General features: G+C 43.6%; 28 protein-coding genes. 1 reads left to right on the forward strand and 27 read right to left on the reverse strand.

Features of this window, described 5'->3' with window-relative positions:
- Positions 1-2: 2 nt before the first annotated feature.
- Genes E5S68_RS05715 through E5S68_RS05725 form a run of 3 tightly spaced genes read right to left on the reverse strand, consistent with a single transcriptional unit; the run spans position 3 to position 3282 of the window.
- A complete protein-coding gene (locus tag E5S68_RS05715) occupies positions 3-833 on the reverse strand; it encodes an energy-coupling factor transporter transmembrane component T family protein (RefSeq protein ID WP_135782713.1) in 831 nt (276 codons plus the stop codon).
- Entirely contained in the window at positions 826-2508 is a 1683-nt protein-coding gene (locus E5S68_RS05720) for an ABC transporter ATP-binding protein (protein ID WP_135782714.1), read from the reverse strand. The genes E5S68_RS05715 and E5S68_RS05720 overlap by 8 nt, the downstream gene beginning before the upstream one ends.
- Positions 2509-3282 (reverse strand): nucleoside phosphorylase, encoded by a 774-nt coding sequence (locus tag E5S68_RS05725; RefSeq protein ID WP_135783106.1) that lies wholly within the window; start codon positions 3280-3282, stop codon positions 2509-2511. It lies immediately after the preceding gene.
- A 665-nt stretch (positions 3283-3947) separates the two neighbouring features.
- Here E5S68_RS05725 and E5S68_RS05730 point away from each other — a divergent pair.
- Entirely contained in the window at positions 3948-5228 is a 1281-nt protein-coding gene (locus E5S68_RS05730; RefSeq protein WP_167470833.1) for a uracil-xanthine permease family protein, read from the forward strand.
- A 31-nt stretch (positions 5229-5259) separates the two neighbouring features.
- On the opposite strand, the gene E5S68_RS05735 is transcribed toward E5S68_RS05730, so the two are convergent.
- The 24 genes from E5S68_RS05735 to yqeH all read right to left on the reverse strand — a co-directional run bounded on the left by E5S68_RS05735 (position 5260) and on the right by yqeH (position 24058).
- Positions 5260-6156, reverse strand: a complete 897-nt coding sequence (locus E5S68_RS05735; protein WP_135782715.1) for a DUF4299 family protein — start codon at positions 6154-6156, stop codon at positions 5260-5262.
- A gap of 92 nt (positions 6157-6248) precedes the next feature.
- On the reverse strand, positions 6249-7232 hold the full coding sequence (gene trhO / locus E5S68_RS05740) for an oxygen-dependent tRNA uridine(34) hydroxylase TrhO (RefSeq protein ID WP_129822402.1): 984 nt from the start codon (positions 7230-7232) through the stop codon (positions 6249-6251).
- 151 nt (positions 7233-7383) lie between these two features.
- On the reverse strand, positions 7384-7875 hold the full coding sequence (locus E5S68_RS05745) for a DUF6773 family protein (protein WP_129822403.1): 492 nt from the start codon (positions 7873-7875) through the stop codon (positions 7384-7386).
- A complete protein-coding gene (locus E5S68_RS05750; RefSeq protein ID WP_129822404.1) occupies positions 7876-8355 on the reverse strand; it encodes a DUF6773 family protein in 480 nt (159 codons plus the stop codon).
- A 28-nt stretch (positions 8356-8383) separates the two neighbouring features.
- On the reverse strand, positions 8384-8578 hold the full coding sequence (locus tag E5S68_RS05755) for a helix-turn-helix transcriptional regulator (RefSeq protein ID WP_003005328.1): 195 nt from the start codon (positions 8576-8578) through the stop codon (positions 8384-8386).
- Between the two features lie 140 nt (positions 8579-8718).
- Complete coding sequence (locus tag E5S68_RS05760) at positions 8719-9270, reverse strand: ECF-type riboflavin transporter substrate-binding protein (RefSeq protein ID WP_135782716.1); 552 nt, start codon at positions 9268-9270, stop codon at positions 8719-8721.
- A gap of 13 nt (positions 9271-9283) precedes the next feature.
- Positions 9284-10132 carry an SAM hydrolase/SAM-dependent halogenase family protein gene (locus E5S68_RS05765; RefSeq protein ID WP_135782717.1) on the reverse strand — a complete coding sequence of 283 codons (849 nt, stop codon included), beginning with the start codon at positions 10130-10132 and terminating at the stop codon, positions 9284-9286.
- 17 nt (positions 10133-10149) lie between these two features.
- Complete coding sequence (locus E5S68_RS05770) at positions 10150-10728, reverse strand: MptD family putative ECF transporter S component (protein WP_135782718.1); 579 nt, start codon at positions 10726-10728, stop codon at positions 10150-10152.
- 15 nt (positions 10729-10743) lie between these two features.
- Positions 10744-11436, reverse strand: a complete 693-nt coding sequence (locus tag E5S68_RS05775; protein WP_006595735.1) for a methionine ABC transporter permease — start codon at positions 11434-11436, stop codon at positions 10744-10746.
- On the reverse strand, positions 11433-12500 hold the full coding sequence (locus tag E5S68_RS05780; protein ID WP_135782719.1) for a methionine ABC transporter ATP-binding protein: 1068 nt from the start codon (positions 12498-12500) through the stop codon (positions 11433-11435). Before E5S68_RS05780 ends, E5S68_RS05775 begins: the two co-directional genes overlap by 4 nt.
- Positions 12493-13866 carry a M20/M25/M40 family metallo-hydrolase gene (locus tag E5S68_RS05785; protein WP_006597153.1) on the reverse strand — a complete coding sequence of 458 codons (1374 nt, stop codon included), beginning with the start codon at positions 13864-13866 and terminating at the stop codon, positions 12493-12495. Before E5S68_RS05785 ends, E5S68_RS05780 begins: the two co-directional genes overlap by 8 nt.
- 68 nt (positions 13867-13934) lie before the next feature.
- Positions 13935-14807 (reverse strand): MetQ/NlpA family ABC transporter substrate-binding protein, encoded by an 873-nt coding sequence (locus tag E5S68_RS05790; RefSeq protein ID WP_135782720.1) that lies wholly within the window; start codon positions 14805-14807, stop codon positions 13935-13937.
- Positions 14808-14839: 32 nt separating this feature from the next.
- On the reverse strand, positions 14840-15667 hold the full coding sequence (locus E5S68_RS05795; RefSeq protein ID WP_135782721.1) for an amino acid ABC transporter substrate-binding protein: 828 nt from the start codon (positions 15665-15667) through the stop codon (positions 14840-14842).
- A gap of 128 nt (positions 15668-15795) precedes the next feature.
- The gene (locus E5S68_RS05800) at positions 15796-16938 is read right to left on the reverse strand and encodes an amidohydrolase (RefSeq protein WP_135782722.1); all 1143 of its coding nucleotides are present in this window, start codon (positions 16936-16938) and stop codon (positions 15796-15798) included.
- 184 nt (positions 16939-17122) lie between these two features.
- A complete protein-coding gene (locus E5S68_RS05805; RefSeq protein WP_006146163.1) occupies positions 17123-17839 on the reverse strand; it encodes a YebC/PmpR family DNA-binding transcriptional regulator in 717 nt (238 codons plus the stop codon).
- Positions 17840-18013: 174 nt separating this feature from the next.
- Positions 18014-18268: a Txe/YoeB family addiction module toxin gene (locus tag E5S68_RS05810; RefSeq protein ID WP_006595728.1), complete on the reverse strand. Its 255-nt coding sequence runs from the start codon at positions 18266-18268 to the stop codon at positions 18014-18016.
- Between the two features lie 3 nt (positions 18269-18271).
- Positions 18272-18526 (reverse strand): type II toxin-antitoxin system Phd/YefM family antitoxin, encoded by a 255-nt coding sequence (locus E5S68_RS05815; RefSeq protein ID WP_003014291.1) that lies wholly within the window; start codon positions 18524-18526, stop codon positions 18272-18274.
- 246 nt (positions 18527-18772) lie between these two features.
- Entirely contained in the window at positions 18773-19867 is a 1095-nt protein-coding gene (locus E5S68_RS05820; protein ID WP_135782723.1) for a nucleotidyltransferase, read from the reverse strand.
- 6 nt (positions 19868-19873) lie between these two features.
- Positions 19874-20614, reverse strand: coding sequence for a class I SAM-dependent DNA methyltransferase (locus E5S68_RS05825; RefSeq protein ID WP_135782724.1), 741 nt, complete (start codon positions 20612-20614; stop codon positions 19874-19876).
- A 208-nt stretch (positions 20615-20822) separates the two neighbouring features.
- The gene (gene rsfS, locus E5S68_RS05835; RefSeq protein ID WP_135782725.1) at positions 20823-21176 is read right to left on the reverse strand and encodes a ribosome silencing factor; all 354 of its coding nucleotides are present in this window, start codon (positions 21174-21176) and stop codon (positions 20823-20825) included.
- On the reverse strand, positions 21177-21770 hold the full coding sequence (gene yqeK, locus E5S68_RS05840; protein WP_135782726.1) for a bis(5'-nucleosyl)-tetraphosphatase (symmetrical) YqeK: 594 nt from the start codon (positions 21768-21770) through the stop codon (positions 21177-21179).
- Positions 21770-22399, reverse strand: a complete 630-nt coding sequence (locus E5S68_RS05845; protein ID WP_135782727.1) for a nicotinate-nucleotide adenylyltransferase — start codon at positions 22397-22399, stop codon at positions 21770-21772. Before E5S68_RS05845 ends, yqeK begins: the two co-directional genes overlap by 1 nt.
- Before the next feature lie 21 nt (positions 22400-22420).
- Positions 22421-22732, reverse strand: a complete 312-nt coding sequence (gene yhbY / locus E5S68_RS05850; RefSeq protein ID WP_006595720.1) for a ribosome assembly RNA-binding protein YhbY — start codon at positions 22730-22732, stop codon at positions 22421-22423.
- Between the two features lie 219 nt (positions 22733-22951).
- Positions 22952-24058 carry a ribosome biogenesis GTPase YqeH gene (gene yqeH / locus E5S68_RS05855; RefSeq protein ID WP_135782728.1) on the reverse strand — a complete coding sequence of 369 codons (1107 nt, stop codon included), beginning with the start codon at positions 24056-24058 and terminating at the stop codon, positions 22952-22954.
- Positions 24059-24060 lie beyond the last annotated feature (2 nt).

Genomic DNA, 24060 nt, shown 5'->3' on the forward strand with positions numbered 1-24060 from the left:
TCTTACCTCCAAGGATTATAGAAGCGACCTTGGTTTACCCAAATCAAGACTATACTTAAGACTACCATAAAGATTGACCCCAGGATAATCAAGTGATCACGAGTCGTCATCTCCTGATAGGTGTACCAGGTTCGTTTTTTATTTTTTCCAAAGCGTCGCAATTCCATCGCCGTAGAAATCGTTTCAATTCGCTCTAGAGAACTAAAAATCAAGGGAGAAATCATCTGAAGATTTCCCTTCACCCGCTGGACAAAGTTGGCTTTTTTGGACAACTCCAATCCTCTTGCTTCTTGGGAGAGCTTGATAATCTGGTATTCCTCCTGCACATCTGGAATATAGCGCAGGGTCAAGCTGACTGAATAAGCAATCTTGTAGGACACTCCTATCTGATTAAGACTCGAAGCAAATTGACTAGGATGGGTGGTCATCAGGAAAATAAGAGCCAAAGGAATGGTACAGACATACTTCAAAGCTAGGTTGAAAAGATAAAACAACTCTTGAGCTGTGATGCTATAAGCTCCTAAACCATCTAGAAGAACTGTTTTTGCTCCATAGATCTCTACCCCATATTGAGGGGCAAAAAGATAGACCATCAAGACATTGAGAAGAGCAAAAGCTAAGGCAAAACTAAGAACAAAAGAGATGTCTTTCAAACGAATGCCTGAGATTGCAAATAAGGCGAGGGCACCTAGACCAATGACCAATAGCAAGCGGGTATCATAACTCAACATAGCTGCTAATGAGACAAAGAGTAGGAAAAGGAGCTTGCTAGCGCCTGAGAGGCGATGCAGAAAGCTGGTTCCGGCATGGTAGCCGACTAAGCGATTATTCATGACCTTCCCCTTTCTGATTCATATAAAACTGGGTCAAGGCAAGAGGATCGACACCAAGTCGATTTGCCAAGGCGAAAATAGACGTTTCTTTCAAATTAGCCCGTCTCAAAATTTCTGGTTGGGTCAAGAGCTCTGCCGGCGTCAAATCTGCTAAAATCTGCCCATCCATGACCACAATTGCCCGGTCGGAATAATCCAGCATCAGTTGCATATCATGGGTAATCATGACAATGGTATGCCCCTTTTGCTGGAGTTCATCAAGGAAATCCATAATTTCTGTATAGTTTCGTTGATCCTGGCCTGCCGTCGGTTCATCCAGTACCAAAACCTCAGGCCCCAGTACTAAAATCGAAGCGATGGTCACCCGCTTTTTCTGGCCATAGGATAGAGCAGAAATCGGCCACTTACGAAACTCATAGAGACCACAAGTTTTCAAGGCTTGATGGACACGACTTTCAATCTGGTCCTCTGGGACATTTCTCAAGCGAAGACCGAGAGCTACCTCATCAAACACCATGGTCGATGAAATCATCTGGTTAGGATTTTGCAGGACATAACCTACTCTCTCTGCTCGCTCCTTGACACTATCACCCTTGATATCCTCTCCCTTTGAGAAATAGGTTCCTTCCGTCTGGATGAAGCCACAAATCGCCTTAGCAAGGGTTGATTTTCCAGCCCCATTTTTACCAACAATCGCTAGCCGTTGGCCTTTTAGAACGGTTAAAGAAAGATCTTTAAGAATAGGCTGGCTTTCTCGATAGGCAAAGTTCAAATGACCAAGCTCTAAAATTGCTTCTGCCTCTGCACCTTTTTCAAAATGTGGAATTGGAATTTCCACTGATAAATCTTCAAGTGGTATTTTTTCCACCTTGTCCAAATTCGGTAGCTTGCTGATATCCTGGCCTAACTGGCGAAGAGTTGTTAAATAGAGGGGCTCCCGAATCCCATTTTCAGCCAGCAGTGTCGTTCTCAACAACTCATCTGGCTCCCCATTAAAGAGGACTTGCCCCTGATTGATCAAGATGACCCGATCAATGGAACGATAGAGCACATCCTCCAAACGGTGTTCGATGATAATGGTTGTTGTCCCTTGCTCTTCATGAATTTGATCGATTAGATCAATGATATCCTGACCCGATTTGGGATCTAGATTAGCCAGTGGCTCATCAAAGAGCAGGATCGGACTTTCGTCGATCAGGACGCCAGCTAAGCTCACCCGCTGTTTTTGCCCACCGGATAAATCTTGAGGCCGATGGTCCAAGAGCTTGCTCAAATCTAAGCGCTCCGCCCAGGTGTGAACCCGAGATTTCATACTTTCCGGTTCCACCATATCGTTTTCAAGAGCAAAAGCCAAGTCTTCTGCTACACTAAGACCGATAAACTGGCCATCCGTATCCTGTAAAACCGTACTGACCAAGTGAGATTTTTCATAAATACTATGATCAAAGGCTTCTGTCCCCTGAATGAGAAATTGCCCACTACTGGTTCCCTTATAGATATTGGGAATAATCCCGTTTAGACACTGACCAATGGTTGACTTACCAGAGCCAGATGGTCCCACAATCAGGACCTTTTCTCCCTCGTAGATGGTCAGGTTAATCCCCTTTAAGGTCGGCTCAGACTGAGCCTTATACTGGAAGGAAAAATCCTTCAATTCGATGATTGCTTCTTTCATTTAGTTTGCCTTTTCCCATAAGAGCGCAAATTGTATTGCCAACTCCGCGATTCGGTCCTTACCATCTAAGTCCTCATGACTAGATAAGGTTCGGATATCCCATTTTTCTTCAGAGAGGTGGTCCGCCGCGTAGAAGAAATGGCAGAGTTCAAAGCCCCTAAAAGCTGCTAAAGCTGCCACTGCAGAGCACTCCATATCGACACAGATGGCCCCTGCTTCCTTTCGACGCTTCATCTTGTCGATGGTTTCCCGATAGGGAGCATCGGTTGTCCACACTTTTCCTGACTGATAAGAAACCTTGTGACTGTCCAGAAAAGCTTGGAAGAGAGGAAGGCTTTCCTTATTTACTTCCACTTCATCACTAGCCGGAAGATAGTGATAGCTGGTCCCTTCGTCTCTAAGAGCTGCTGTTGGAATGATGATGGAGGTCGCCTCAATATCTTGGTCCAAAACCCCACAGGTCCCAAAGAGCACTAGTTTTTCCATCCCAAATTGAATCAAATCCTCTATAATTCCCACACAAGAAGCAGCCCCAACTGGTGCATTAAAGACAGCAATCTCTTGGTCTTCAATCGTAATCCCATAGACAATGACTTCAAAGTTAGCCATGGAAGTTCTTGCAATCACCTCATGTTCATAATTTTCAAGGAGGCGCGCAAAAGTTACTCTGGAAAAGCAAGAGATGACTACTTTGGGAAATCCTTCAATTGGTTTGTGTAAGTCTTGTGGATTGATAATCGCCTGTCGATTGGCATCAAATTCTTCTAACAGCATCTCTTGCTCCTCTTTCATATATTCTACTTCTGGTCCTCTATTATACCATAAAACCGGCTTCTTTCCTTCTAACAAAGGAGCGAGAAACCCCACTTGTTCGCCTTTTGTGCTAGGAAACAACACAGCTGACCTCCCAAAAAAATAAAGAGGGAGCACTCAACCACTGCGTCAATCGTTGACCTCTTTTCTGATGCAAAAATGAAAACCCTAATTACTCCCTCCTCGCTTTCTCATTTTCGGGCTCGGGAAAAGGGAGAGGGACAGAAATCGGTTACCATTTAAAATGACGGTTTCGTCGTCCCTCCCCCGCAAAGTTGAGTAGGGCCATCCAAGCGAGAATTAGAGCGGGGGATGGGCCACTCAACCACTGCGTCTATCGCAGACCTCTTTCTTGATGATAATAGATAACACTTACTAACTCCTACCTCGCTTTCTTGTTTTCAGGCTCGAGAAAAAAATATTTACAAAACGAACCTCGCTCTCTTGTTTCTTGGCTCGGGAAAAATTCGTTTACAAAACGAATTTTTTCTGCTATACTTCTTAGAAGCAAAGGTTTTTAATGTCATCCTGTGAGGTGACAAAGACACAGAATATGAACAATCTGAGGGCCCTTGCTATGCAAAAAAATCATGGGCTCTTTTTTGGTGCCCAAAAGTGAGGTTATTATGAAAGAAGAATCAACTGTTGATTTGCTCCTGGATGTCGACCAAAATCCGGCACCCCTAAAAGGAATCTTATTAAGTTTCCAACACGTATTTGCCATGTTTGGGGCAACCATCCTGGTACCACTCATCTTAGGCATGCCCGTATCTGTTGCGCTCTTTGCATCAGGCGTTGGGACGCTAATCTATATGACTTGTACCGGCTTTAAAGTCCCTGTCTATCTCGGCTCTTCCTTCGCCTTTATCACCGCTATGGCTTTGGCGATGAAGGAAATGGGCGGAAAAGTCGATGCAGCCCAAACTGGGGTTATTCTGACTGGTCTGATCTACGTGCTTGTTGCTGCAGGGGTTAAAGTTGCTGGCACTCGCTGGATTGACAAATTGCTTCCTGCCGTTGTTATTGGACCTATGATCATCGTCATTGGTTTAGGGCTTGCAGGATCAGCTGTTAAGAACGCCGGTTTTGTCGAAGGGGGAGACTGGAAAAATGCCCTTGTCGCTGTCGTGACCTTCCTGATCGCTGCCTTCATCAACACCAAAGGAAAAGGCTTCTTCAAAATTATTCCTTTCCTCTTTGCCATTATCGGTGGCTATGTCTTCGCAGTCTGCTTGGGCTTGGTTAACTTCGATCCAGTCCTCAAAGCCAACTGGTTTGAGATTCCTGGCTTCTATCTTCCTTTCAATACAGGTGGTGCCTTCAAACAATACAACTTGTATTTTGGGCCTGAAACCATTGCCATCTTGCCAATAGCTATCGTAACGATTTCAGAACATATCGGTGACCATACAGTGCTTAGCCAAATCTGTGGCCGTCAATTCTTGAAACAACCAGGACTTCATCGTACCCTTCTTGGTGATGGGATTGCAACTTCTGTATCAGCCTTCCTTGGTGGTCCAGCCAATACCACTTATGGAGAAAACACCGGTGTAATCGGAATGACCCGTATCGCTTCTGTTTCCGTTATCCGAAATGCTGCCTTGATCGCTCTTTCTTTGAGCTTCTTTGGTAAGTTTACTGCCCTCATTTCTACCATTCCAAACTCTGTTCTCGGTGGAATGTCCATCCTTCTCTACGGAGTGATTGCAAGTAACGGTTTGAAAGTCTTGATTAAAGAACGCGTCGACTTCAGCTTAATGCGCAACTTGATTATTGCAAGTGCTATGTTGGTTCTTGGACTTGGTGGGGCTACTCTGAAACTTGGTCCAGTGACCCTCGCAGGAACAGCTCTCTCAGCTATGACAGGAATCATCCTCAACTTGATCTTGCCACATGAATCAAATTAAAAGAAAAAGTTCTCAGAATTGAGAACTTTTTTTAGAGTTGGGCTAATTGCAACAAGCGTTCCTTAGACAATTTTTTGATTTCAATTTGATTGGCATCCAACAAGTCAAATTCACTTGAGTCCAAAGCACTCAGTAAGGCTTCTAAATTCACAGCTGCCACTGGCTTATAACTCTCTGGCATATCGGGATTTCCAGTAATTTCCACTAAATTCACTTTCCAGTCGATGATTTCATCCATATTGACCTTCTCTACAAACTCAGCAGGTACAAAAGGCACTCGTGGCAAGACAGTATCCGTATCTTCTGTTAGACTGTAACTGCCAATAATACCTCCCGTTTCGTTCTGTCTGTAGAAACGAACTTGACTAAAGAAGGCGGAGCTGTATTGAACCTTTTTAACCACTTGACTGAACTCCTCTAAAGGTTGAGCGGAGTCTAGAATTTTACGAAGGAGCTCACGATCTAAAATCACAGGATGAGCGAAGCCCTGAAGCTGATATTGATGAAGGTCTGGATCTTGTTCTAGATTCTGTAGATTCTTCAGCAAATGGTTCTCATAGTCAAAAGAGAAAATAGAGTCTGCGTCATAGCTGGTCCCCAAATTATCGTGAATCTCATTTCCTAACTGGCGAGCTAGGGCACTGAGCCATTCTAAGATGAGTCGCCAATCTTCAAGGGTGGCAAAATCTGCAAGGATGAACTGGTAAGCATGTTCTTGATCCAGATAACGAAGGATGATGGGCAAGCAGCTCTTGCCATAACGGATACACATCATAGCTGGAAAATCTTTGAGAGGGCGACCAAGCATAGCTTCCTCAAAACTGTAAGTAAGAACTCCCTCCACCAAATTTAATACATCTTTAGCTGGCATCACTTTTTGATAGCCAAACATACTCTTTTTATTTCGAATTGAAAACACAACTGACATTTGTTTTCTCCTTTTTGTAATCGCTTACCAAATTATAGCACAAATTTTCATGACTTTCCATAGAAAAAAACAGCCAAAAGGCTGTTTTTAACTTATGCAAGAGTTCCATCAAGTGTCTCACCGATAACGGCCAAACGCTCAGCAACCTCTGCTTGTGACAAGTTGTGTTCTTCTACATAGCGATTGCGTGGATGAACACGGCACTCATGGGAGCAGCCACGGAGGTACTTGTCTTCGTTTTCTTCTGAAGTCAAGATGCGACGGTTACAGAAAGGATTTCCACAGTTGACATAGCGTTCACATGGTGTTCCATCAAACCAATCTTTTCCGACAACACTTGGATCAACATGGTTAACATCGACAGCAATCCGCTCGTCAAAGACGTACATTTTACCATCCCATAGCTCTCCTTGAACTTCTGGGTCTTTTCCGTAAGTGGCGATACCACCATGCAATTGGCCAACATCTTTGTAGCCTTCACGCACCATCCAGCCTGAGAATTTCTCACAACGGACTCCACCTGTACAGTAAACTACGACACGCTTGTCCATAAATTTCTCTTTGTTATCACGGACCCATTGTGGCAACTCACGGAAGTTGCGGATATCTGGGCGGATGGCACCGCGGAAATGTCCTAGGTCATACTCATAATCGTTACGTGTGTCAAGGACAACGGTATCTTCATCAAGAAGGGCTTCTTTGAACTCTTTTGGAGACAAGTAAGCACCCGTTGTTTCAAGTGGATTAATATCTTCATCGAAGTTTTCATCCTCTAACCCAAGGTGGACGATTTCCTTTTTGTAGCGAACAAACATCTTCTTGAAAGCTTGCTCTTCTTCCTCATCCATCTTGAACCAGAGGTCTTCCATGCCTGGAAGGCTGTGAACGTAGTCCATGTACTTTTGAGTAGTCTCGTAGTCGCCAGAAACAGTACCGTTGATCCCTTCGTCAGCGACTAGGATACGCCCTTTGAGGCCAATAGACTTACAGAAAGCCAAGTGGTCTGCCGCAAATTGCTCGGCATTTTCGATGGGAACATATTTATAGTAAAGTAAAACACGAATAGGTTTTGCCATAAGATTCTCTTTTCTAAGATTAAATTATCAGAATTTTTCATTCAACTATACCAGTATACTCTCCCCAGAAAATGAATGCAATTTATTTGACTGAAAAATAAAAGCCTGGGGTTCCAGACCTTTTATACGACGAAAATAAGGTTCCAACTAACTACTCTTCCTTTTCCAACTGATCCAGATAAGCTTCATAGCGTTTTTTCTCTACTTTGGCTAGGAGCATCACAAGGAAATTCATCCCCCATACAATCGGAAGATTCAGGAGAAATGTGATCGGAAGCACCAGTAAGAATTTTGAATGGAAGGGATTAGACTGATAGAGGGGTTGATTTAATTGATAATTCTGAGCCCAGATGAATAAGGCAAGAATACAGGTCACTACTACAACACCTGTTAGATTTAGGTAGCTATAGCTGATAAACCGTACGCCCAAACGTTGACAACGAATAGCATAAAAAATTCCTGAAACAATGAGTAAGGTTATGACCATGATTGGACTTAATCCGGCCTTGGAAGTAAATATAGACCCCACACTAAAAACGGTTAAGACAAGAAACAGAAAACTAGCCGTTTCAGCACCAGCCTTATTGGCCAGTCCTTCTTCTCGTTCATCTATGATTTGTTTGTTCAACAATTGTAATCTCATTTATTCCTCCTCCAACTCTGCCTCGATCTTCTTCTGTTTTTTCCGATTGATAAGAGCAAGTGGTTTCTCTAACAGATAAGTCAAAAGGGCAAAGACTAAAATGGCAAGAACGATCTTGAGCAGATACTTGGGAGCGAACATAAAGCTCATCGTTTCTCGCTTCCCAATCACATCTGTTGCAATCACAAATAAGGCAAATAGGATGCCTGACCCAATGCGGCTGAACCAGCTATCTTTTTCTAACATATCTCGAACATCAATACCTGAACTGATCCTTCTCACAAAGGCATAAGCTCCCATGACAATCAAGAGAATGAGCTCTGGAATATAAGCTACTAGGTCTAAGTCCAGGATACTAGCTTTCACAAAGGCAGAGACTGCAATAAAGCAGGTCATTCCTAGAACAAGTTCCCCTGCAATTTTTCCATCAAGCAGCATGGTCCGCTCATCTTTTACAATTGGTTCTTTCTTTTGTTTCATATATTTCCTCTTTCTATTGTTAAAACTGTTACTCCCAGAACAGTTGATCCAGCGTCTTATCCAAGGTCTTACAAATTGCTAGGCAGAGGCTGAGTGTCGGATTGTACTTCCCTGCCTCGATCAGGCCAATGGTCTGACGCGTCACCCCGATGGCATCTGCAAGATCCCCCTGGGTCATATCATGCTCGACCCGGGCCATTTTTAATTTGAGATTTTTCGCCACATGCTTTTCCTTTCTTGTTTTTATAGCTCTATTATACACTATATTTTCTATTTTGCAACATATATCTTACATTTTGTAAAAAAATATTTTCGATAAACAAAAAAAGCCTGGTTTCCCAGACTTTCTCTTCTTATTTACGATTAATCTTTAGATAAACTTCCGTCTTTTGTTTGGGTACGAGCATAGGCAATCAAGAGAAGAGAACCTGCAATAGCTACCACTAAAGCATTGACAGAACCTGCTACAACACCCTGAAGGAAGACCTTGTTGGCACTTTCTTTGTAAATCATCACATCCCCAATCGGAGCAATCAATCCCCAAATAAGCAAGTTGGCAATGACTTGCACAACGTTAAAGACGATCAATTCTTTCTTGGTCACTTCTCCTTTGAGGTCACCGATTTGTTTGCGGAAGATACCAACAAAGAGACCAAACAAGCCACTAGAAATGATCCAAGTCCACCAGAGGCCATAGGTCATCGCATCTTTAATAGCATGACCGATAAAGCCCATCAAGAAACCAACAATCGGACCAAAGATCACACTAAAGAGGGCTTGAAGAGCATATTGCAACTGAATGTTTGTATTTGGAGCTGGTGCCGGAATTGGAATCATCGCAATGACCACAAAGAGGGCTGCTCCAACCCCGATAGCTACAACATCCTTAATTGAAAAAGCTTGTTTTTGTTTCATATTTTATCTCCTATTAATTTTCCATTTTTCTAATTTCGATATGCCAAGAAGCCCCAACTCCTACATTATAGGCCTTGGCAAAGGATCCCTGGTTGATGGCAAGACCAACACGGTAGAGGGAATTGATATAGAGGATTGGCTGTCCAATCCGCACATCTGCGAAAGACTTGCCATAGGTAACTTGATTTTGGTAAACCAGCATGTCATTGTTATAGATGGTTACTTCAAAGCGTTCCCCAAATTCAGGTTCCAAATGATTAAACTCTTCCCGAGTAATCGAGGTCCAAAGAGAACCAAAGCGCACATCCAAGATGTCAACGGCTCCTTTGACAAGATTGTCCTCCATAACCGTTTCCACCACTGGTATTTCTACAATGTGTTCAACACTGAGTTCTGGCCCCACTTCCTCAAAGCTTATATGGCCACTGGCTAACTTAGCTCCTGTATAGGCATAGACATCACGCCCGTGGAAGGTATAAGAAAACTCTGTATTGGCCCGGCGGTTCTTCACCTCTGAAATCTCACGAATGGCAACGATTCCTACATGTTTCTTGATGAAAGAGAGGGTCCCATTATCCGGTGTAACAATGTATTGACTCTTTGCCGTTTTGGCTACAACACTTTTACGTTTGGAGCCGACACCCGGATCGACAACCGATACAAAGGTTGTCCCTTCTGGCCAGTAATCCACCGTCTGAAAGAGGCGGTAACTTCCTTCAAAGATATTATAAGGTGTAATGTCATGAGTCAAGTGGTGAATCTTGAGGGTTGGTGATTCCTCTAAGGCAACCCCAATCATAGCAGAGACAGCTCCATCTACCAGACCAAAGTCTGACTGAAGGACTAGTAAATTATTGTACATATTTCTTCTCCATCATGTTATTTTCTATTTAGTTTTTGACAGACCAAGTATCCAAGAAGATAACCAAGCAGAGCTCCAAGAAGAAGGGTCAGTAAAAACCAGCTCACCGTTCCCATATTCGACGGTACCATAACGCGTTCGATATAATCCATCGACTTCCCACGGGCTAGTAAAGAAGCACGGTAACTAGCTGGTTGGAACCACATCATAAGGATAGGCCCTGTCGTCGTAAAGGAAAAGAGGAGGAAAGACACCGCATTGCCTAACTTCGACTGATAGTGGCCACGGCTTGCGACCAATTCTGCCAAAAGCCCTCCAACAAGAGCAGGCAGAAAAGCTCCAGCTCCATGACGAGTGAAAAGGAAAAAAGCACCAATCACAAGAGCAACGACTAGAATGGCTCCTGTTCGTTGAATTTTCTCAACAAAGACCTGATAGATTCCTCCACCAACCAGGGCAGAGAAGGCGGGAGCATAGAACATGTTGCCTTGATGATCAACCAGATTTCCAAGTAGGACACCTAAGCCAATGGCAAGAAAATACAAGCCTGCAAAGGCCGCAATCTGCTTAAACTGATGTTTCTGTATTATTTTCATGTATCTATCCCATCCTTACCGGTGGCTAATTTTCTTGGTCAAGAAATCACCGATAAACTGAATAAAGAAAATCAAAAGCAAGATCAAGAAGGTTGCTAGCAAGGTAACGTCATTATTAAAGCGTTGGTAACCATATGAAATAGCGACGTTTCCGAGACCACCTGCTCCAATCGCACCCGCCATGGCTGTTTCACCAACCAAGGAAATGAGGGTAACGGTTGTGACACGAATCAAATCAGGAAGTCCTTCACGAAGGTAGACACCAACAATATCCCAAAATGTTGCCCCACTAGCTTGAGCTGCTTCAATCACCCCACGGTCCAATTCAGACAAAACGACTTGAACTTGACGCGCAAAGAAAGGAAAGACAGCTAAAGATAGGGGAACTAAGGCTGCTGTAGGACCGATCCCAGTTCCGACAATCATACGAGTAAAAGGATTGATCAAGGCTAGCAAGATGATAAAAGGAATGGCACGGAAGATGGACGTGATTTTATCCAAGATATGGAAAACCAATTTATTCTCGATAATCCCACCAGGTGCTGTCAAGACTAATAATAATCCTGCAATGAGTCCCAATAAACCACCAATCACAAAAGAGATAAAGGTCATGTAAAGGGTCAGATAAATCGCTGTTCCCCATCCAGCTTGGCCACTCCAGCCCATCCGGTAAACATTTGGTAGATAGGTTTGAATAAAGTCAATCATGCATTACTCCCTTCTTTTAAGACACGCACAGAAACACCTGCTGCTTGTAGATCCCGCTGTGCTGCAGTTAGATTCGCTGCTTCCCCAATAAGGATAACAACCAACTCACCAACAGGGGTATGATCCAAAATTTCAATATTTCCGTGTAGAATATTAGCAGACACCTGGTACTGTTTATAAATATCGTTGATAATCGCTGTGTCCGTCACCGAGCCAGAATATTTCAAATGGGCTAAAACAGAATCAGCCGGCAATTTCTTAACAATTTGTTGCTGGTTGATTTTCACCATGGCTTCATCGATTCCTGTTGCAGTTGTGATGAAGTCTTGTGTCAATTCGTTCTTAGGATTAGAGAAGATGTCTAAAACAGAGCCTTCTTCAATCAATTCACCATTTTGCATGACCGCCACCCGATTGGCAATATCTTTAACGATCTGCATTTCGTGGGTAATTAATACCACTGTCAAGCCCAATTTCTGATTCAGCTCTTGCAGAAGAGCAAGGATTTGTTTGGTCGTTTTTGGATCTAGGGCAGATGTTGATTCGTCAGAAATCAAAATCTTTGGATCGTTGGCGAGCGCACGCGCAATCGCCACCCGTTGTTTTTGTCCACCTGACAATTGAGCAGGATAGTTGTCCGCCCGATCTGACAGACCAACTAGTTCCAACAACTTGGCTACTTTTTCAGCCTTTTGCTCTTTAGATAAGTCTGAATGTTTAAGGGCAAAGGCCACATTTTCAGCAGCGGTCATTTGGGCCATTAGATTGAAATGTTGGAAAATCATACCAATGTCCCGGCGTTTTTGGCGTAAAGCCGCAGCATTCAAGGTAACCCGATCTTGATAGATGACATCACCATCCACGGTGATAGTACCTGCTGACGGTACTTGCAAGAGATTGATGACCCGTACAAGAGTTGATTTCCCTGCTCCAGAATAACCAACAATCCCGTAAATATCCCCTTCATTGATATGAATGGTCACATCCTTCACGGCTGCAATTTCCCGTTTTTTCTGATGAAAGGTAACATCGATATGGTCCAGTTTGATAATTTCTTTACTCATAACTTGTGATTAACTCCTTAATTAATTCAATATGGGTATAGTAGTCTGCAATTTTCACATTCTCATCCCCACCATGATCTCGACTATTGGCATTTCCAATACCAAAGGCAGCCATTGGAACTTGCAAGGCCTCAAAGACCGTATGCATGGGACCAGTGCCTGCAGTTGTCGGAAGGACACAGACCCCTTCTGGATAAAAGCGTTTGGCCAGATCAATCACATTGAGGATGGACGGCGCACTCATATCACTCCGATAACTCATTTCCCCTAGTGTGAAAACAAGTTCAATCTTCTCAAAGCCATTTTTATTCAACTGAGCACGAATCAATTCTAAGACTTGTTTCGGTTCCAAGCCTGGTACCAAACGAACTTCCATCTTGGCTCGAGCTTCTGCAGGGAGAATCGTCTTGACGCCCTGTCCCTGATAGCCTGTCCCCAAACCTTCAATGTTCATGGCTGGCTCAAAATAAAAACGTTTCAAGAACTCACTTCGTTCCTCTTTCAGGATAGGCAATTGGAGATTATAGATTTCTGTCACATCGTCTGCCGTTTTATTGGCATAACGATTAATCAAGGCCAGTTCCCGCTCGTTAGGCTCCTCAATCAATTCATAGAGGCCATCCACCAGGATCCGACCGTCTTTATCTCGTAGACTCGACAAAGCATTGAGCAGATACCAGGATGCTGAATCCACTACTCCACCATAGCTGGAATGGATATCCACATCTGCACTTTTGACCACCATGTCAAAGGTCACAATCCCCTTGTTGCCACCTGAGATTTCCAGTTCTCCTTGTTGGTTGCGAGTCCCTTGTTCCCAAACTAAGAGATCTGCCCCACGCAAATGCTTTTTGTGCTTGGATAGATACTTATCCAGATCGGTCGAGGCAGATTCTTCTGCCCCTTCGATAATGAAGGTAATGTTAACTGGAAGGTCGCCATTTTCACGGATATATTTTCGAATAGCCGTTAACCGTGCAGTAATATGACCCTTGTCGTCATCTACCCCTCGACCATACATGGTCCCGTAATGGACCGAAAGGGTAAAGGGATCACTCGTCCAAGGTTGGTCACCATCTGCTGGAACTGTATCGTAATGGTTGTAGAAAATGATGGTCTTCGCATCCGGATTAGGTGAAACAAATTTAGCAATAACAAATGGCGCTGTGTAGCTGTCATCCACAGTTACCTTAGCCCCCGCAGCTGTGAAGATTTCTCCCAGGTAGGTTGCTACTTCTTTTAAACCAATCTGCTGGGCAAAGATAGACCGCTTGGAGATGAGAGTCCTTAGGACTTCAAAATAATGCTGAGCCACCTCATCATTTTCAAATTTGCGTATTTGTTCTGTCTCTCTTGGATTGGACATCATTTCCTCCTACTATACACGATAAGAGGTAGAGAAAACCTTCTCCACCTCTCTATTCATCCTCTCAATTACCAAACTGGTTGGTCCATACCGTCTGAAGATTCTTCAATGACTTTCTTCACGTTATCAGTATGGTAGGCTTTAATAATGGCTTCGATTGCTTTTGCTTTATCAGATGATTTCCAATCTTTCTTAGCTGCAATCAAGTTGTACCATTGTTTAGAGTTGCTGTTTGCTTTTTCTACAAAGAGAGCTTTCTTGTAATCAATGCCTGCTTCACGAACAAAGGTGTTATTGATGATCGCTGCATCAACTGATGGAAGTGAAGAAGCTGTTTGAGAAGCGTCCAACTCAGAAATTGTCAAGTTCTTTGGATTATCTTTGATGTTGCTGATGGTAGCCAATTCCCCATCTTTTGTATCCAACTTGATCAAACCAGCTGATTCCAATACATACAAGGCACGGCTTTCGTTTGTTGGGTCGTTTGGTACTGCAATCGTTCCTTTTTCAGGAATGTCTTTCACATCTGTGTATTTGTTCTTCCCATCTTTTGTACCAGAGTAAAGACGGATTGGCGCAATATAAGTATCTGCTACAGAAACTAGATCTGCGCTGTTTTCTTTGTTCCAGTTTTCAAGGTAGTTGTAATGTTGGAAAGCGTTGATATCCACATCCCCATCACGAACAGCTTGGTTTGGTTGTGAGTAGTCTGTAAACTCAGTGAATTCCAACTTGATGTTAGCTTTTGCATCATCCAAGTTCTTTTGCACTTCTTTCCAACGAGCTTCTTCGGTATCGCTTAAGCTCATCACCCCAACTTTAACAGTTGTCACACCATCTTTATCAGATGATTTAGATGATTTTGAAGACCCACATGCTGCTAAGGCAAAGGTTGCAACGGTAGCAAGGGCTGCTACACCAAAAAGTTTTGTTAATTTCATGTTCTTTCTCCTTATGATGTTTTTAAAAAACCTTATTTAATATCAGAAGCTTCTGGAAGGTAAGTTCCACCGAAGTACTTCTTAGACAATTTTTCCAGTGTCCCATCTTCGTACAACTCTTTGATCCGTTTGTTGACGAAGGTTTCCAATTCTTTCTCACCTTTGGCAAGGATTGGGTATACGTATGGTTGTTGATCACTTGGAAGTTCGATGACCTCCAAATTATCCAACCCTTGGTCCTTGATCAAAGCTTCAACGGTCAAACGTTCAAAAATCTTATAATCTGAACGGCCATCGCTCAAATTAGCCAGAATGGACTGGATGGTCCCATCTGTATATTTGAGTTCAGTTGGATTATCCTTATGTTCTTCATTATAGGCTTCCAATTGTTTCGCTGTAGAAGTTCCTTGGATGACCTCCGTAGACTTGCCACCGATATCGTCTAGTGATTTGATGCCTGAATCTTTACGGACTACTAAGACCACTGGGTTCTTAGCGTAAGGATTTGGGTACAAGTATTTCTCCGCACGTTTTTTATCGTAGCTAAGGTTGCTGACACCGATTTGGTAACGATCTCCGTCTAAACCAGCAAAGATAGAAGACCACTCTGTCTTATTAAAGTTGACCTCATACTTATCTGATCCTTTGAAGATTTCACGCATAACTTCGATTTCGTAACCAGTCAATTCCCCATCCTTATCATAGGTGAAGGGTTTGGTTGTCCCAACTGTTGCGACTTCAATGGTCCGTTTTCCGCTTGATTTACTTGATGACTTGGATGAGCAGGCAACCAAAGTCCCAACTGTAGCTAAGCCCACAAGGCTCAAAGCAACATATTTGATGAATTTATTCAATTTCATTTGTTCTCCTTTTTCACTAAAATTGTTTATTCCTCTGTAAAAAAACAGCTTTTTCCATCATATCAAAATTCCTAACTCTTGGGTATTATATTTTCTTTATAGCGGTGATAGGTTTTATCTATCACCTCTCATTTGGTTGAGAATTTTTCCAGCAAAGCGAGGGCATTTTCAACATAATATGGAACCGATACCGCAAAAGCAGCATCATCTATGACCATGCTATCATGGTGGAGATCCGGTGCATCCGCTGCACCATTGGATCCTATAAAAGCAAAGACTCCCGGGATCTTCTCTTGATAGAAGGCAAAATCTTCACCCGCTGTCGACGGCTGAGCCTCCACAACTTCTGCGAAAGACTTGGACCAGCGAAAGACCTTTTTAGCCAAGACCTTATCATTATAGGTAACCGGTGGTGTCTTGCCCCAATCAAATTGGACCATGACTCCGGTACTGTTAGAGATCTGTTCGATCACGCGAATGAAATCTGCCTTGAGACGTTTCTGAAGATCCGGATTAAAGGTTCGAATGGTTCCTTCAAAGTAACCAGACTTGGGAAGAACATTCCAGGTTGAACCAGCTTCGATATGGGTCACCGATAGGACAGCTGTCTCAAATGGCGAAACCGTACGAGAGACCAAGGTCTGCAACTGCTGGACCATACTAGTAATCGCTACAACAGTATCCAAACCGAGATCCGGTCGAGCCGCATGACTGCTCACTCCAGTGACAGTCACCTTGAACTTTTCAACTCCTGCCATCATGGCGCCTGGACGCAGGGCCAACTGACCCGCAGGCAATGACGGCATGTTGTGAAATCCAAGGATGGCTTGGACATCTTCGAGGAGTCCGGTCGCTAATACCGCAGATGCTCCTTCAGAAGTCTCTTCAGCTGGCTGAAAAATTAACCGAACCGTTCCCTTTAAGTCAGCCTCCATACCCTTTAGGACTTCTGCAGCCCCTAAGAGGCTCACCTGGTGGAAATCATGACCACAGGCATGCATGACACCAGGGTTTTGGCTTTGATAGTCGAGATCCGTGTTCTCCTGAATCGGGAGGGCATCAATATCTGCACGCAGGGCAATGACCGGTTTACCGCTTCCGATTTCAGCAATCAAACCAGTTTTTAATCCACTGTTTAAAATGCGTACACCTAGCTTTTCCAAATAGGCTTTGAGATAAGCTGTGGTTTGGTATTCTTGTCCAGACAACTCTGGATGCTGATGCACATAATGCCGAATGGGCACTAGATGTTCATAGGAAAATGATACCATTCTCGTCCCCTTTCTAGCATAGTTCTATTCTATCACTGCCTCCCCTATTCGTCTAATTCCTATTTTTTTCTCTCAGTTATAGCCAGGGGCTATATCACTTTTTATTACTTCATACTCGTTCCTTAAAAAGCCACGCTACAAGAAAAAAACCTTTGAAGAAATTATCTTCAAAGGTCTATTTCTATTAGAATCCATCTACGTTGGTGTAGATTTTTTGCACGTCCTCATCATCTTCAAGAACGCTGTAAAGTTTTTCAAAGGTTTCCAAATCTTCACCCGACAACTCAACTTCTGATTGAGGAATCATTTCCAATTCAGTTACTTGGAATTCTTCGATACCAGATTCCCGCAAAGCAACAATCGCTTTGTGAAGGTCAGTTGGAGCAGTGTAGACTGTAATAGTTCCTTCTTCTGCTTCAACATCGTCTACATCGACATCTGCTTCAAGCAAAAGCTCAAAGATAGCATCCGCATCATCACCAGCAAATACGATGACTCCCTTGTTGTCAAAGAGGTAAGATACAGAACCTGAAGCTCCCATGTTACCGCCGTTTTTACCAAAAGCCGCACGGACATTGGCAGCTGTACGGTTGACGTTTGACGTCAAGGTATCAACGATCAACATAGAACCATTTGGTCCAAATCCTTCATAACGTCCCTCTGTAAAGGTTTCGTCTGTATTTCCTTTTGCCTTATCGATCGCTTTATCAATCACGTGTTTTGGCACTTGCGCTTGTTTAGCACGGTCGATAACGAATTTCAAAGCAGTATTCAATTCTGGATCTGGCTCACCTTTTTTAGCGGCTACATAGATTTCTACTCCGAATTTCGCATATACTTTTGAGTTAGCACCATCTTTGGCAGTTTTCTTGGCTACAATATTGGCCCATTTACGTCCCATGAGGATTCTCCTTGTGTTTGGTTCATATTATTTTCAATCTTTAACATTATATCACAAATCGCTGAACTTGGACTAGAATTTTCTATTTTTAACGGGGGATTTTATGGGAACTTTCTATGAGTTAGAAACTTTAAATAGCTCGCTTAACTATAAAAAAGCCTCTCTGTTAGAAACTTAGTAATGATCTTTAAATGACAGAAAGGCAACTCCTGACTCATCTAGCATATAAATCAGGCGATTTTCTGCATCAATCCGCCTTGACCATGCTCCTTGAAAGTCATATTTCAAGGGTTCAGGTTTACCAATTCCTGCAAATGGATCCCTTTGGATCTCTTTGATAAGGCTATTAATCCGCTTCAGTGTTTTTTTGTCCTGACTTTGCCAGTAACAATAATCCTTCCAGGCATCTTCAGTAAACTTGAGTAACATCCGTTACCCCTCAATCTCATGGAGTTGAACCTGACCAGCTCGGACTTCTGCCATGCCCCGCAAGACCTTATCTGACAATTCCTTGTTCTGAGCTAGTCTTAGGGTTTCTTGTAGGCTGTCCCACTCGCTCTTAGAAATAACCACAATATCTTCGTCTGGATTCTTATTCACGACTGTCAAAGGCTCAAACTCATCATTCACCTTCTTCATATAATCCTTCAAATGATTGCGGAATGTTGAATAAACGACTGCTTCCATTACCATACCTCATTCTACTGCTTTTCTATTATTATACATGAAAAAGAAAAACTTGTCAGGAACTTGTACAAGTTTTCCCTCTCCACTTAATTATTCGTAAAAGCTTCTAAATTTGGTAAAAAAAATCCATTGTCTAAAAAGATTTTTTAGACAATGGATAAACACTGTTTCCGTGCATCATCACTTTCTTGCCTTACCTGATAAAGATGCTTTTGTTCTGTGGGCAAAGAGGTTACGTAAGGCTGTTTATTCTTCTACTCTCACCGGCACTCGACCCCAGATCTGCTCTGGCAATTGGGGAGGGCCTAACTGATACACCTGATCCGCTTGCTGGGTCAAACTGTCCCAAGGTTCCTTACCAATCCGCGTCACCAAGTCCACTTGACCTTTTAGTGACTTGAGGTGAGCTTGGCCTTTTGCGGAAAATCCTAAGACATGAATGGCATCGGGCGATTCTTGATCCATCGCCCCTACCAAGATATAAGTCAAAATGCGACGGACACGCGCCTTGGTATAGCGCTTGGTTGCCACTTTCTCCACCAAGTCTTCCACAGAACTCGCGCTTCGAATGGCATCCCTTATCCGATTAGCCAACTCTTCATTGACCTGAAAAATCTGTGTCAGCTCCGGATGGGTTAGGATTTGATAACGGAGCAATTGATAGTAATCCTCCCAAGATACCTTTGGAGCCGACTGAAAGAGTTGGCTATTGGGCATGAACTGATCCACAAAAGCGTGGTCCTCTTTATGAAGACGAAGGCTGGTAGCAGAAGCATAGGCCTCCTCTTTTTCTTCTGAATGGTAGCCCGCACCTTGACGTTGGATAGGCTTGAGCACAATCCCCTTCCCAGCACAAGCCTTGGCATAAGCCAAGCCCAGGATATGGTTGGGAGTATCCCCTGTGAACTCCACTCCAGCAAAGCTTTCCCACATTTTTTGGGTCTTCTGTGGATAGGATAAATCGTCAGGAAGGCTTCGCAAGAAAACTTCCATTTCCACTTCTTTCTCAGAGTAAATAGTTGCAATCGCTTGGTAATCTAAGACCTCTTCTGTCCCAAAGGTCAATTGGTCGATTCCCAGACGGGACAAGATCTCTACCGCTCCCTTGGCAAAATGATCAGCCGACTGAACAGCTACGAGAAAGGGGAGCTCGACCACCAGGTCTGCTCCATTTTCCAAAGCCATCTGCGCTCGAATCCACTTGTCTACAATGGCAGGCTCGCCACGTTGGACAAAATTCCCAGACATGGCAACGATTTTCAGCCCTTCTGCCTGTTCCAGCAGGTACTTGTGCCCATTGTGAAAAGGATTAAATTCTGCAATAATTCCTGTAACTGTCATGCTAGCCTACTTCTGCGCTACAAAAAACCATCGTTTACTGGTCTTTGTTGGGGCCTTATCTTCAAAGTCTGCGAAGAGTTTAAAGGATTTAAAGCCAGCCTGCTCCAATAAAATGTCATAGGTTAAAACTTCATAAGTGCGTTCCTCATGAACTTCATCGTGACGACTAAAGGAGCCATCCTCCTCTTGGACAAAGAAGGTCAGCTCATGGACAATCGAGTGAGGAGCTTCATCCTCATAGGTATCCCAGAGCATGGCAAAATCTTCCGCATTTTCATGGTAAGAATAGCCCGGGAAAACCTCATCCGTCTGGTAGGTCGAATGGACATCAAAAATAAATATACCATCTTCATTAAGAGCGTTATAGACTTCTTTGAAAACATCTCCTACTTCCACCTCGTCCTGCATATAGCAGATGGAATCAGAGTAGCAGGTCACAAAATCGTAGGTACCAGCTTTCGACAAGTCCAACATATTGCCCTCGATAAAATCAATCTTTTGCTTGGCTGAAGCCGCTCTTTTTTCAGCAATTTTCAGCATATCAGCACTCAAGTCTAATCCTGTTACGTCAAATCCAGCTTGGGAAAAGCGGACAGACTGAATCCCTGTCCCACAAGCCAATTCCAGCAATTTTTTCTTATCTTTTGTCTTTGGGAGATGGCGGAGGGAAAAATCCGTCCACAAATCATACAGACTGTCATCCATGACCGCATCATAGACCGCCGCAAACGTTTCATAAGTCGCCATAAATCAAGATACAAAGAGCGTTAAAAGCAAAGAGAAAATAGGAAACTTTCTGCCGTATCGTCAGATACAAAGGAAGTTACTCTTTTTCTCATAGTTTTTAGCTCGTGTTCCGTTACCAAACTAACTTAACACGAGGCCCCATCCTTTCTTTCCATAGAATTTCAATTTAACCAACAAAACTCAGTTGCTACCAACTGAGTTCACCTGCTTATGCTAAGACTGCTGAAAGATCGACAGCACTTGCTTCGTGCCATAGCTTTTCTAAGTTATAGTGGGCACGCATTTCTTCTGAGAAGACATGGACCACTACACCACCTAAGTCAAGAAGGACCCAACCTCCAGCTGAATTCCCTTCGACATGGCTAGCATTAAAGCCAGCTTCGATGACCTTCTCACGAATATTTTCAGCGATCGCCTCCAATTGGCGACTGTTCATAGAGCTTGCGAGAACAAAGTAATCCGTCACACTGGTCAAGCTTTGAACATCCAAAGCCACAATATCTTCTGCACGTTTTTCATCGGCAGCTTTAACAACAAGTTCAAGTAATTCTTTTTCTTTCATTTAGTCCTCTTTCAAATATTTTACAAAGGCATTATAGGTTTCAAGGGTTTGGGGATAAATGGGCAATCCTTGGTGGGCTAGGTGTTCGACTGTACGAGCCGTCTCATAGGCCACCGCTTGATTTAAGGAGACCTGGGCGATTTCCCGCGCTTGATCTACCCCTGGAAAGGTCCGGTTATGCTCAATATAATCTGCTACATAGACAATCTTGTCTAAGGTTGACATCTGTCCACTCCCAACCGTATGAATCTCAATACTGCGAAGAATGGTTGGATCTGTCAGTCCTAGATCTTCTTGGATCTTATAAATCCCGACCATCCCATGCCAGACATTGTTTCCCCAGTTTTCTAATGCTGGATCCAGCTCATAGCGATCGATCAAGTCCAGAAATTCCTGATCTGATAATTTCTTGGCGTAGTCATGTAATAGACCGGCTAGGCCAGCCTGCTCTTCATCTGCCCCATAGCGCTTAGCTAAGTCACGCGCAGCCTTCTCAACCCCTAAACAGTGAGTTAGGCGTTTTTCCGGAAGGATTTGGCCCATTTTTTCGAGCAAGACCTCTCGAGAAAAGCCGAGATAGTTTTCATAGGTCATTAATACAAACCTTCTTTCTTGATGTAGTCCAAGACTGGTTTTGGCAACATAAAGTTGGGCGTCCGACCTTGAGCGATAAACTCTCGCACCATGCTTGAAGAGATATCCATCAGGGGAACATCGACCCAAATCACTGGATAAGAAGTTCCCGCTTTGTAACGGGGACGTTGAACACCGACAAACTGAACCATCTCCACTAGCTCGTCAATCCGATACCATTTTGGCAGGTAGTCCACCATATCAGCTCCAATGATAAAGTAATAGTCTGTATCTGGGTCTCGCTCATTGAGCAACTTCATCGTATCGTAAGTATAAGAGATCCCTTTACGCTCTAGCTCAATCGTCTCGATTTCTAGCCCTTCAATCCCTTCGATGGCTAGTTCTAGCATTTTCAGGCGATGACGTTCATCAATGGTTTCTTTTTTATCCACATGCGGAGGCTCATATTCTGGCATGAGAAGGACCTGGTCCAAGCCCAATTGTTGGCGGACCTGGTCTGCAACCACGAGATGGGCGTTATGGACCGGATTGAAATTCCCACCCAAAATACCAACTTGTTTGCGTTTCTTGTCTTTGATCTCTGGCTCTAACTCTACCTTGGTAAAGGGAGTCAATAGTTCAATTGCCATAGGTTTGCTCTCCTGTGTCTCTTAGATTTCTTTTACTTTGACTGAAATCTTCCGGTTTTCTTTTTTGCTTGATTGTTTATACAAGATGAGGATGCGTCCAATTTTTTGAACCGTATCCACACCGATTTCTTCTTCCAAGATTTCCGCTACTTCATGGATATTCTCGTCCGTATTTTGAAGGAGGGTGACCTTGATCAGTTCGCGAGCGTCTAGTGCTTGGCGAACACTGGTTTTGATTTGATCGTTAAGCCCGTTTTTCCCGATTTGGATAATCGGTTTGAGGCTGTGGGCTTGGCTATTGAGGAAAGCCCGTTGTTTGGATGTTAATGTCATGTTTTTTTCATTGTTTCTTTTTTGATACTTTTCTGATGTGGCAGTGGTCGTCAGCGACCTCCTAGTGGAGTTCCATGACTTAAATTTGAGCCTAAGGTCTCAAATTTCCCGCGCCTAAGTAGTCAAACACCTACTTAGGCTTTCACCACAGCGAAAAGTATCCTTTCTAGGCTCGTTACACTCGCCCTGTCTATAAAGAAACTATTTCCTTTCATATTTTTAAATAATAGCTTTTCGAGTGACGACGGCGACGCCTTCTGGTGCCCACACAGCTACTCTTGCTTCCCCATTGACGCGGATCCAGCCGAGTCCTGAGATGACGAGGTCTGTCTTGTCCTTGATGGTAAACTCATGGGGAACCAAGGGTGGAAATTTTTCTTTTTCCTTGCTGTTAGGGGGTGTTAGTAAGCCACCGACATGCTTGTCATAAAAGGCGGTCGCTCCTTCGAGTTTGGTCCGATGAAGCTTGAGTTCGTTATCAAAGAAGGCGGTGAAACCTTGCTTTTCTCCCTTGATAAAGTCAAAGCGTCCCAGACCACCCAAGAAGAGGGTTTGCTCTGGGTTGAGCTGATAAGTCTTGGGCTTGATTTCTTTTTTAGGGCTGACATACTTGAGGTTTTTTGCCGTCAAGTAGTGAGCCATCTGGTGACGATGGATAATCCCTGGTGTATCGTAGATGTAGGATCCATCGTCCAGTGGGATTTCAATCTTGTCCAGTGTTGTCCCTGGGAAGCGAGAAGTTGTAATAATATCCTTATCGCCTGTGATTTCTTGGATAATCGCATTGATGAGGGTCGATTTCCCAACATTGGTCACACCTACCACATAGACGTCACGACCCTTACGGTACTGCTCAATCTTTTCCATCAAGTCCTTGATAGCACTCTTGTTTTGAGCAGAGGTGAGGACCACATCGACAGGACGCATGCCTTCTTCGTGGGCCCGCTCCATCAACCAATGGGTCACCTTGCTATCCTTGACAGACTTGGGCAAGATATCCTTTTTATTTCCGACCAAAAGCACATCATTTCCTGCTACAAAGCGAGGTAAGCCGGGGATGACGGAGCCATTAAAGTCAAAAATATCGACTACATTGACCACGAGAGCGTCACTATCTCCTACCTCGTGTAGCAATTTCAGGAAATCATCATCTGTCAGATGTACATCTGTGATTTCATTGTAGTGACGGAGACGGAAACAGCGTTGGCAATAGACTTCGCCTGTTTCCAAGCCCTTTTCAAGAGCTGATTGGGGAGTATAGCCTAGTCCCTCTTTGTTTTCTGTCTGAATGGGGGCTCCACAGCCAATACAGAATAATTCTTCCATTC

Source organism: Streptococcus rubneri (assembly GCF_004785935.1).
Taxonomy (GTDB): Bacteria; Bacillota; Bacilli; order Lactobacillales; family Streptococcaceae; genus Streptococcus; species Streptococcus rubneri.

Bases quoted from the DNA above. Each gene is read 5' to 3' on its own strand.
- E5S68_RS05715 (WP_135782713.1), bottom strand. From the start codon at position 833: ATGAATAATCGCTTAGTCGGCTACCATGCCGGAACCAGCTTTCTGCAT.
- E5S68_RS05720 (WP_135782714.1), bottom strand. From the start codon at position 2,508: ATGAAAGAAGCAATCATCGAATTGAAGGATTTTTCCTTCCAGTATAAG.
- E5S68_RS05725 (WP_135783106.1), bottom strand. From the start codon at position 3,282: ATGCTGTTAGAAGAATTTGATGCCAATCGACAGGCGATTATCAATCCA.
- E5S68_RS05730 (WP_167470833.1), top strand. From the start codon at position 3,948: ATGAAAGAAGAATCAACTGTTGATTTGCTCCTGGATGTCGACCAAAAT.
- E5S68_RS05735 (WP_135782715.1), bottom strand. From the start codon at position 6,156: ATGTCAGTTGTGTTTTCAATTCGAAATAAAAAGAGTATGTTTGGCTAT.
- trhO (WP_129822402.1), bottom strand. From the start codon at position 7,232: ATGGCAAAACCTATTCGTGTTTTACTTTACTATAAATATGTTCCCATC.
- E5S68_RS05745 (WP_129822403.1), bottom strand. From the start codon at position 7,875: ATGAGATTACAATTGTTGAACAAACAAATCATAGATGAACGAGAAGAA.
- E5S68_RS05750 (WP_129822404.1), bottom strand. From the start codon at position 8,355: ATGAAACAAAAGAAAGAACCAATTGTAAAAGATGAGCGGACCATGCTG.
- E5S68_RS05760 (WP_135782716.1), bottom strand. From the start codon at position 9,270: ATGAAACAAAAACAAGCTTTTTCAATTAAGGATGTTGTAGCTATCGGG.
- E5S68_RS05765 (WP_135782717.1), bottom strand. From the start codon at position 10,132: ATGTACAATAATTTACTAGTCCTTCAGTCAGACTTTGGTCTGGTAGAT.
- E5S68_RS05770 (WP_135782718.1), bottom strand. From the start codon at position 10,728: ATGAAAATAATACAGAAACATCAGTTTAAGCAGATTGCGGCCTTTGCA.
- E5S68_RS05775 (WP_006595735.1), bottom strand. From the start codon at position 11,436: ATGATTGACTTTATTCAAACCTATCTACCAAATGTTTACCGGATGGGC.
- E5S68_RS05780 (WP_135782719.1), bottom strand. From the start codon at position 12,500: ATGAGTAAAGAAATTATCAAACTGGACCATATCGATGTTACCTTTCAT.
- E5S68_RS05785 (WP_006597153.1), bottom strand. From the start codon at position 13,866: ATGTCCAATCCAAGAGAGACAGAACAAATACGCAAATTTGAAAATGAT.
- E5S68_RS05790 (WP_135782720.1), bottom strand. From the start codon at position 14,807: ATGAAATTAACAAAACTTTTTGGTGTAGCAGCCCTTGCTACCGTTGCA.
- E5S68_RS05795 (WP_135782721.1), bottom strand. From the start codon at position 15,667: ATGAAATTGAATAAATTCATCAAATATGTTGCTTTGAGCCTTGTGGGC.
- E5S68_RS05800 (WP_135782722.1), bottom strand. From the start codon at position 16,938: ATGGTATCATTTTCCTATGAACATCTAGTGCCCATTCGGCATTATGTG.
- E5S68_RS05805 (WP_006146163.1), bottom strand. From the start codon at position 17,839: ATGGGACGTAAATGGGCCAATATTGTAGCCAAGAAAACTGCCAAAGAT.
- E5S68_RS05810 (WP_006595728.1), bottom strand. From the start codon at position 18,268: ATGTTACTCAAGTTTACTGAAGATGCCTGGAAGGATTATTGTTACTGG.
- E5S68_RS05815 (WP_003014291.1), bottom strand. From the start codon at position 18,526: ATGGAAGCAGTCGTTTATTCAACATTCCGCAATCATTTGAAGGATTAT.
- E5S68_RS05820 (WP_135782723.1), bottom strand. From the start codon at position 19,867: ATGACAGTTACAGGAATTATTGCAGAATTTAATCCTTTTCACAATGGG.
- E5S68_RS05825 (WP_135782724.1), bottom strand. From the start codon at position 20,614: ATGGCGACTTATGAAACGTTTGCGGCGGTCTATGATGCGGTCATGGAT.
- rsfS (WP_135782725.1), bottom strand. From the start codon at position 21,176: ATGAAAGAAAAAGAATTACTTGAACTTGTTGTTAAAGCTGCCGATGAA.
- yqeK (WP_135782726.1), bottom strand. From the start codon at position 21,770: ATGACCTATGAAAACTATCTCGGCTTTTCTCGAGAGGTCTTGCTCGAA.
- E5S68_RS05845 (WP_135782727.1), bottom strand. From the start codon at position 22,399: ATGGCAATTGAACTATTGACTCCCTTTACCAAGGTAGAGTTAGAGCCA.
- yhbY (WP_006595720.1), bottom strand. From the start codon at position 22,732: ATGACATTAACATCCAAACAACGGGCTTTCCTCAATAGCCAAGCCCAC.
- yqeH (WP_135782728.1), bottom strand. From the start codon at position 24,058: ATGGAAGAATTATTCTGTATTGGCTGTGGAGCCCCCATTCAGACAGAA.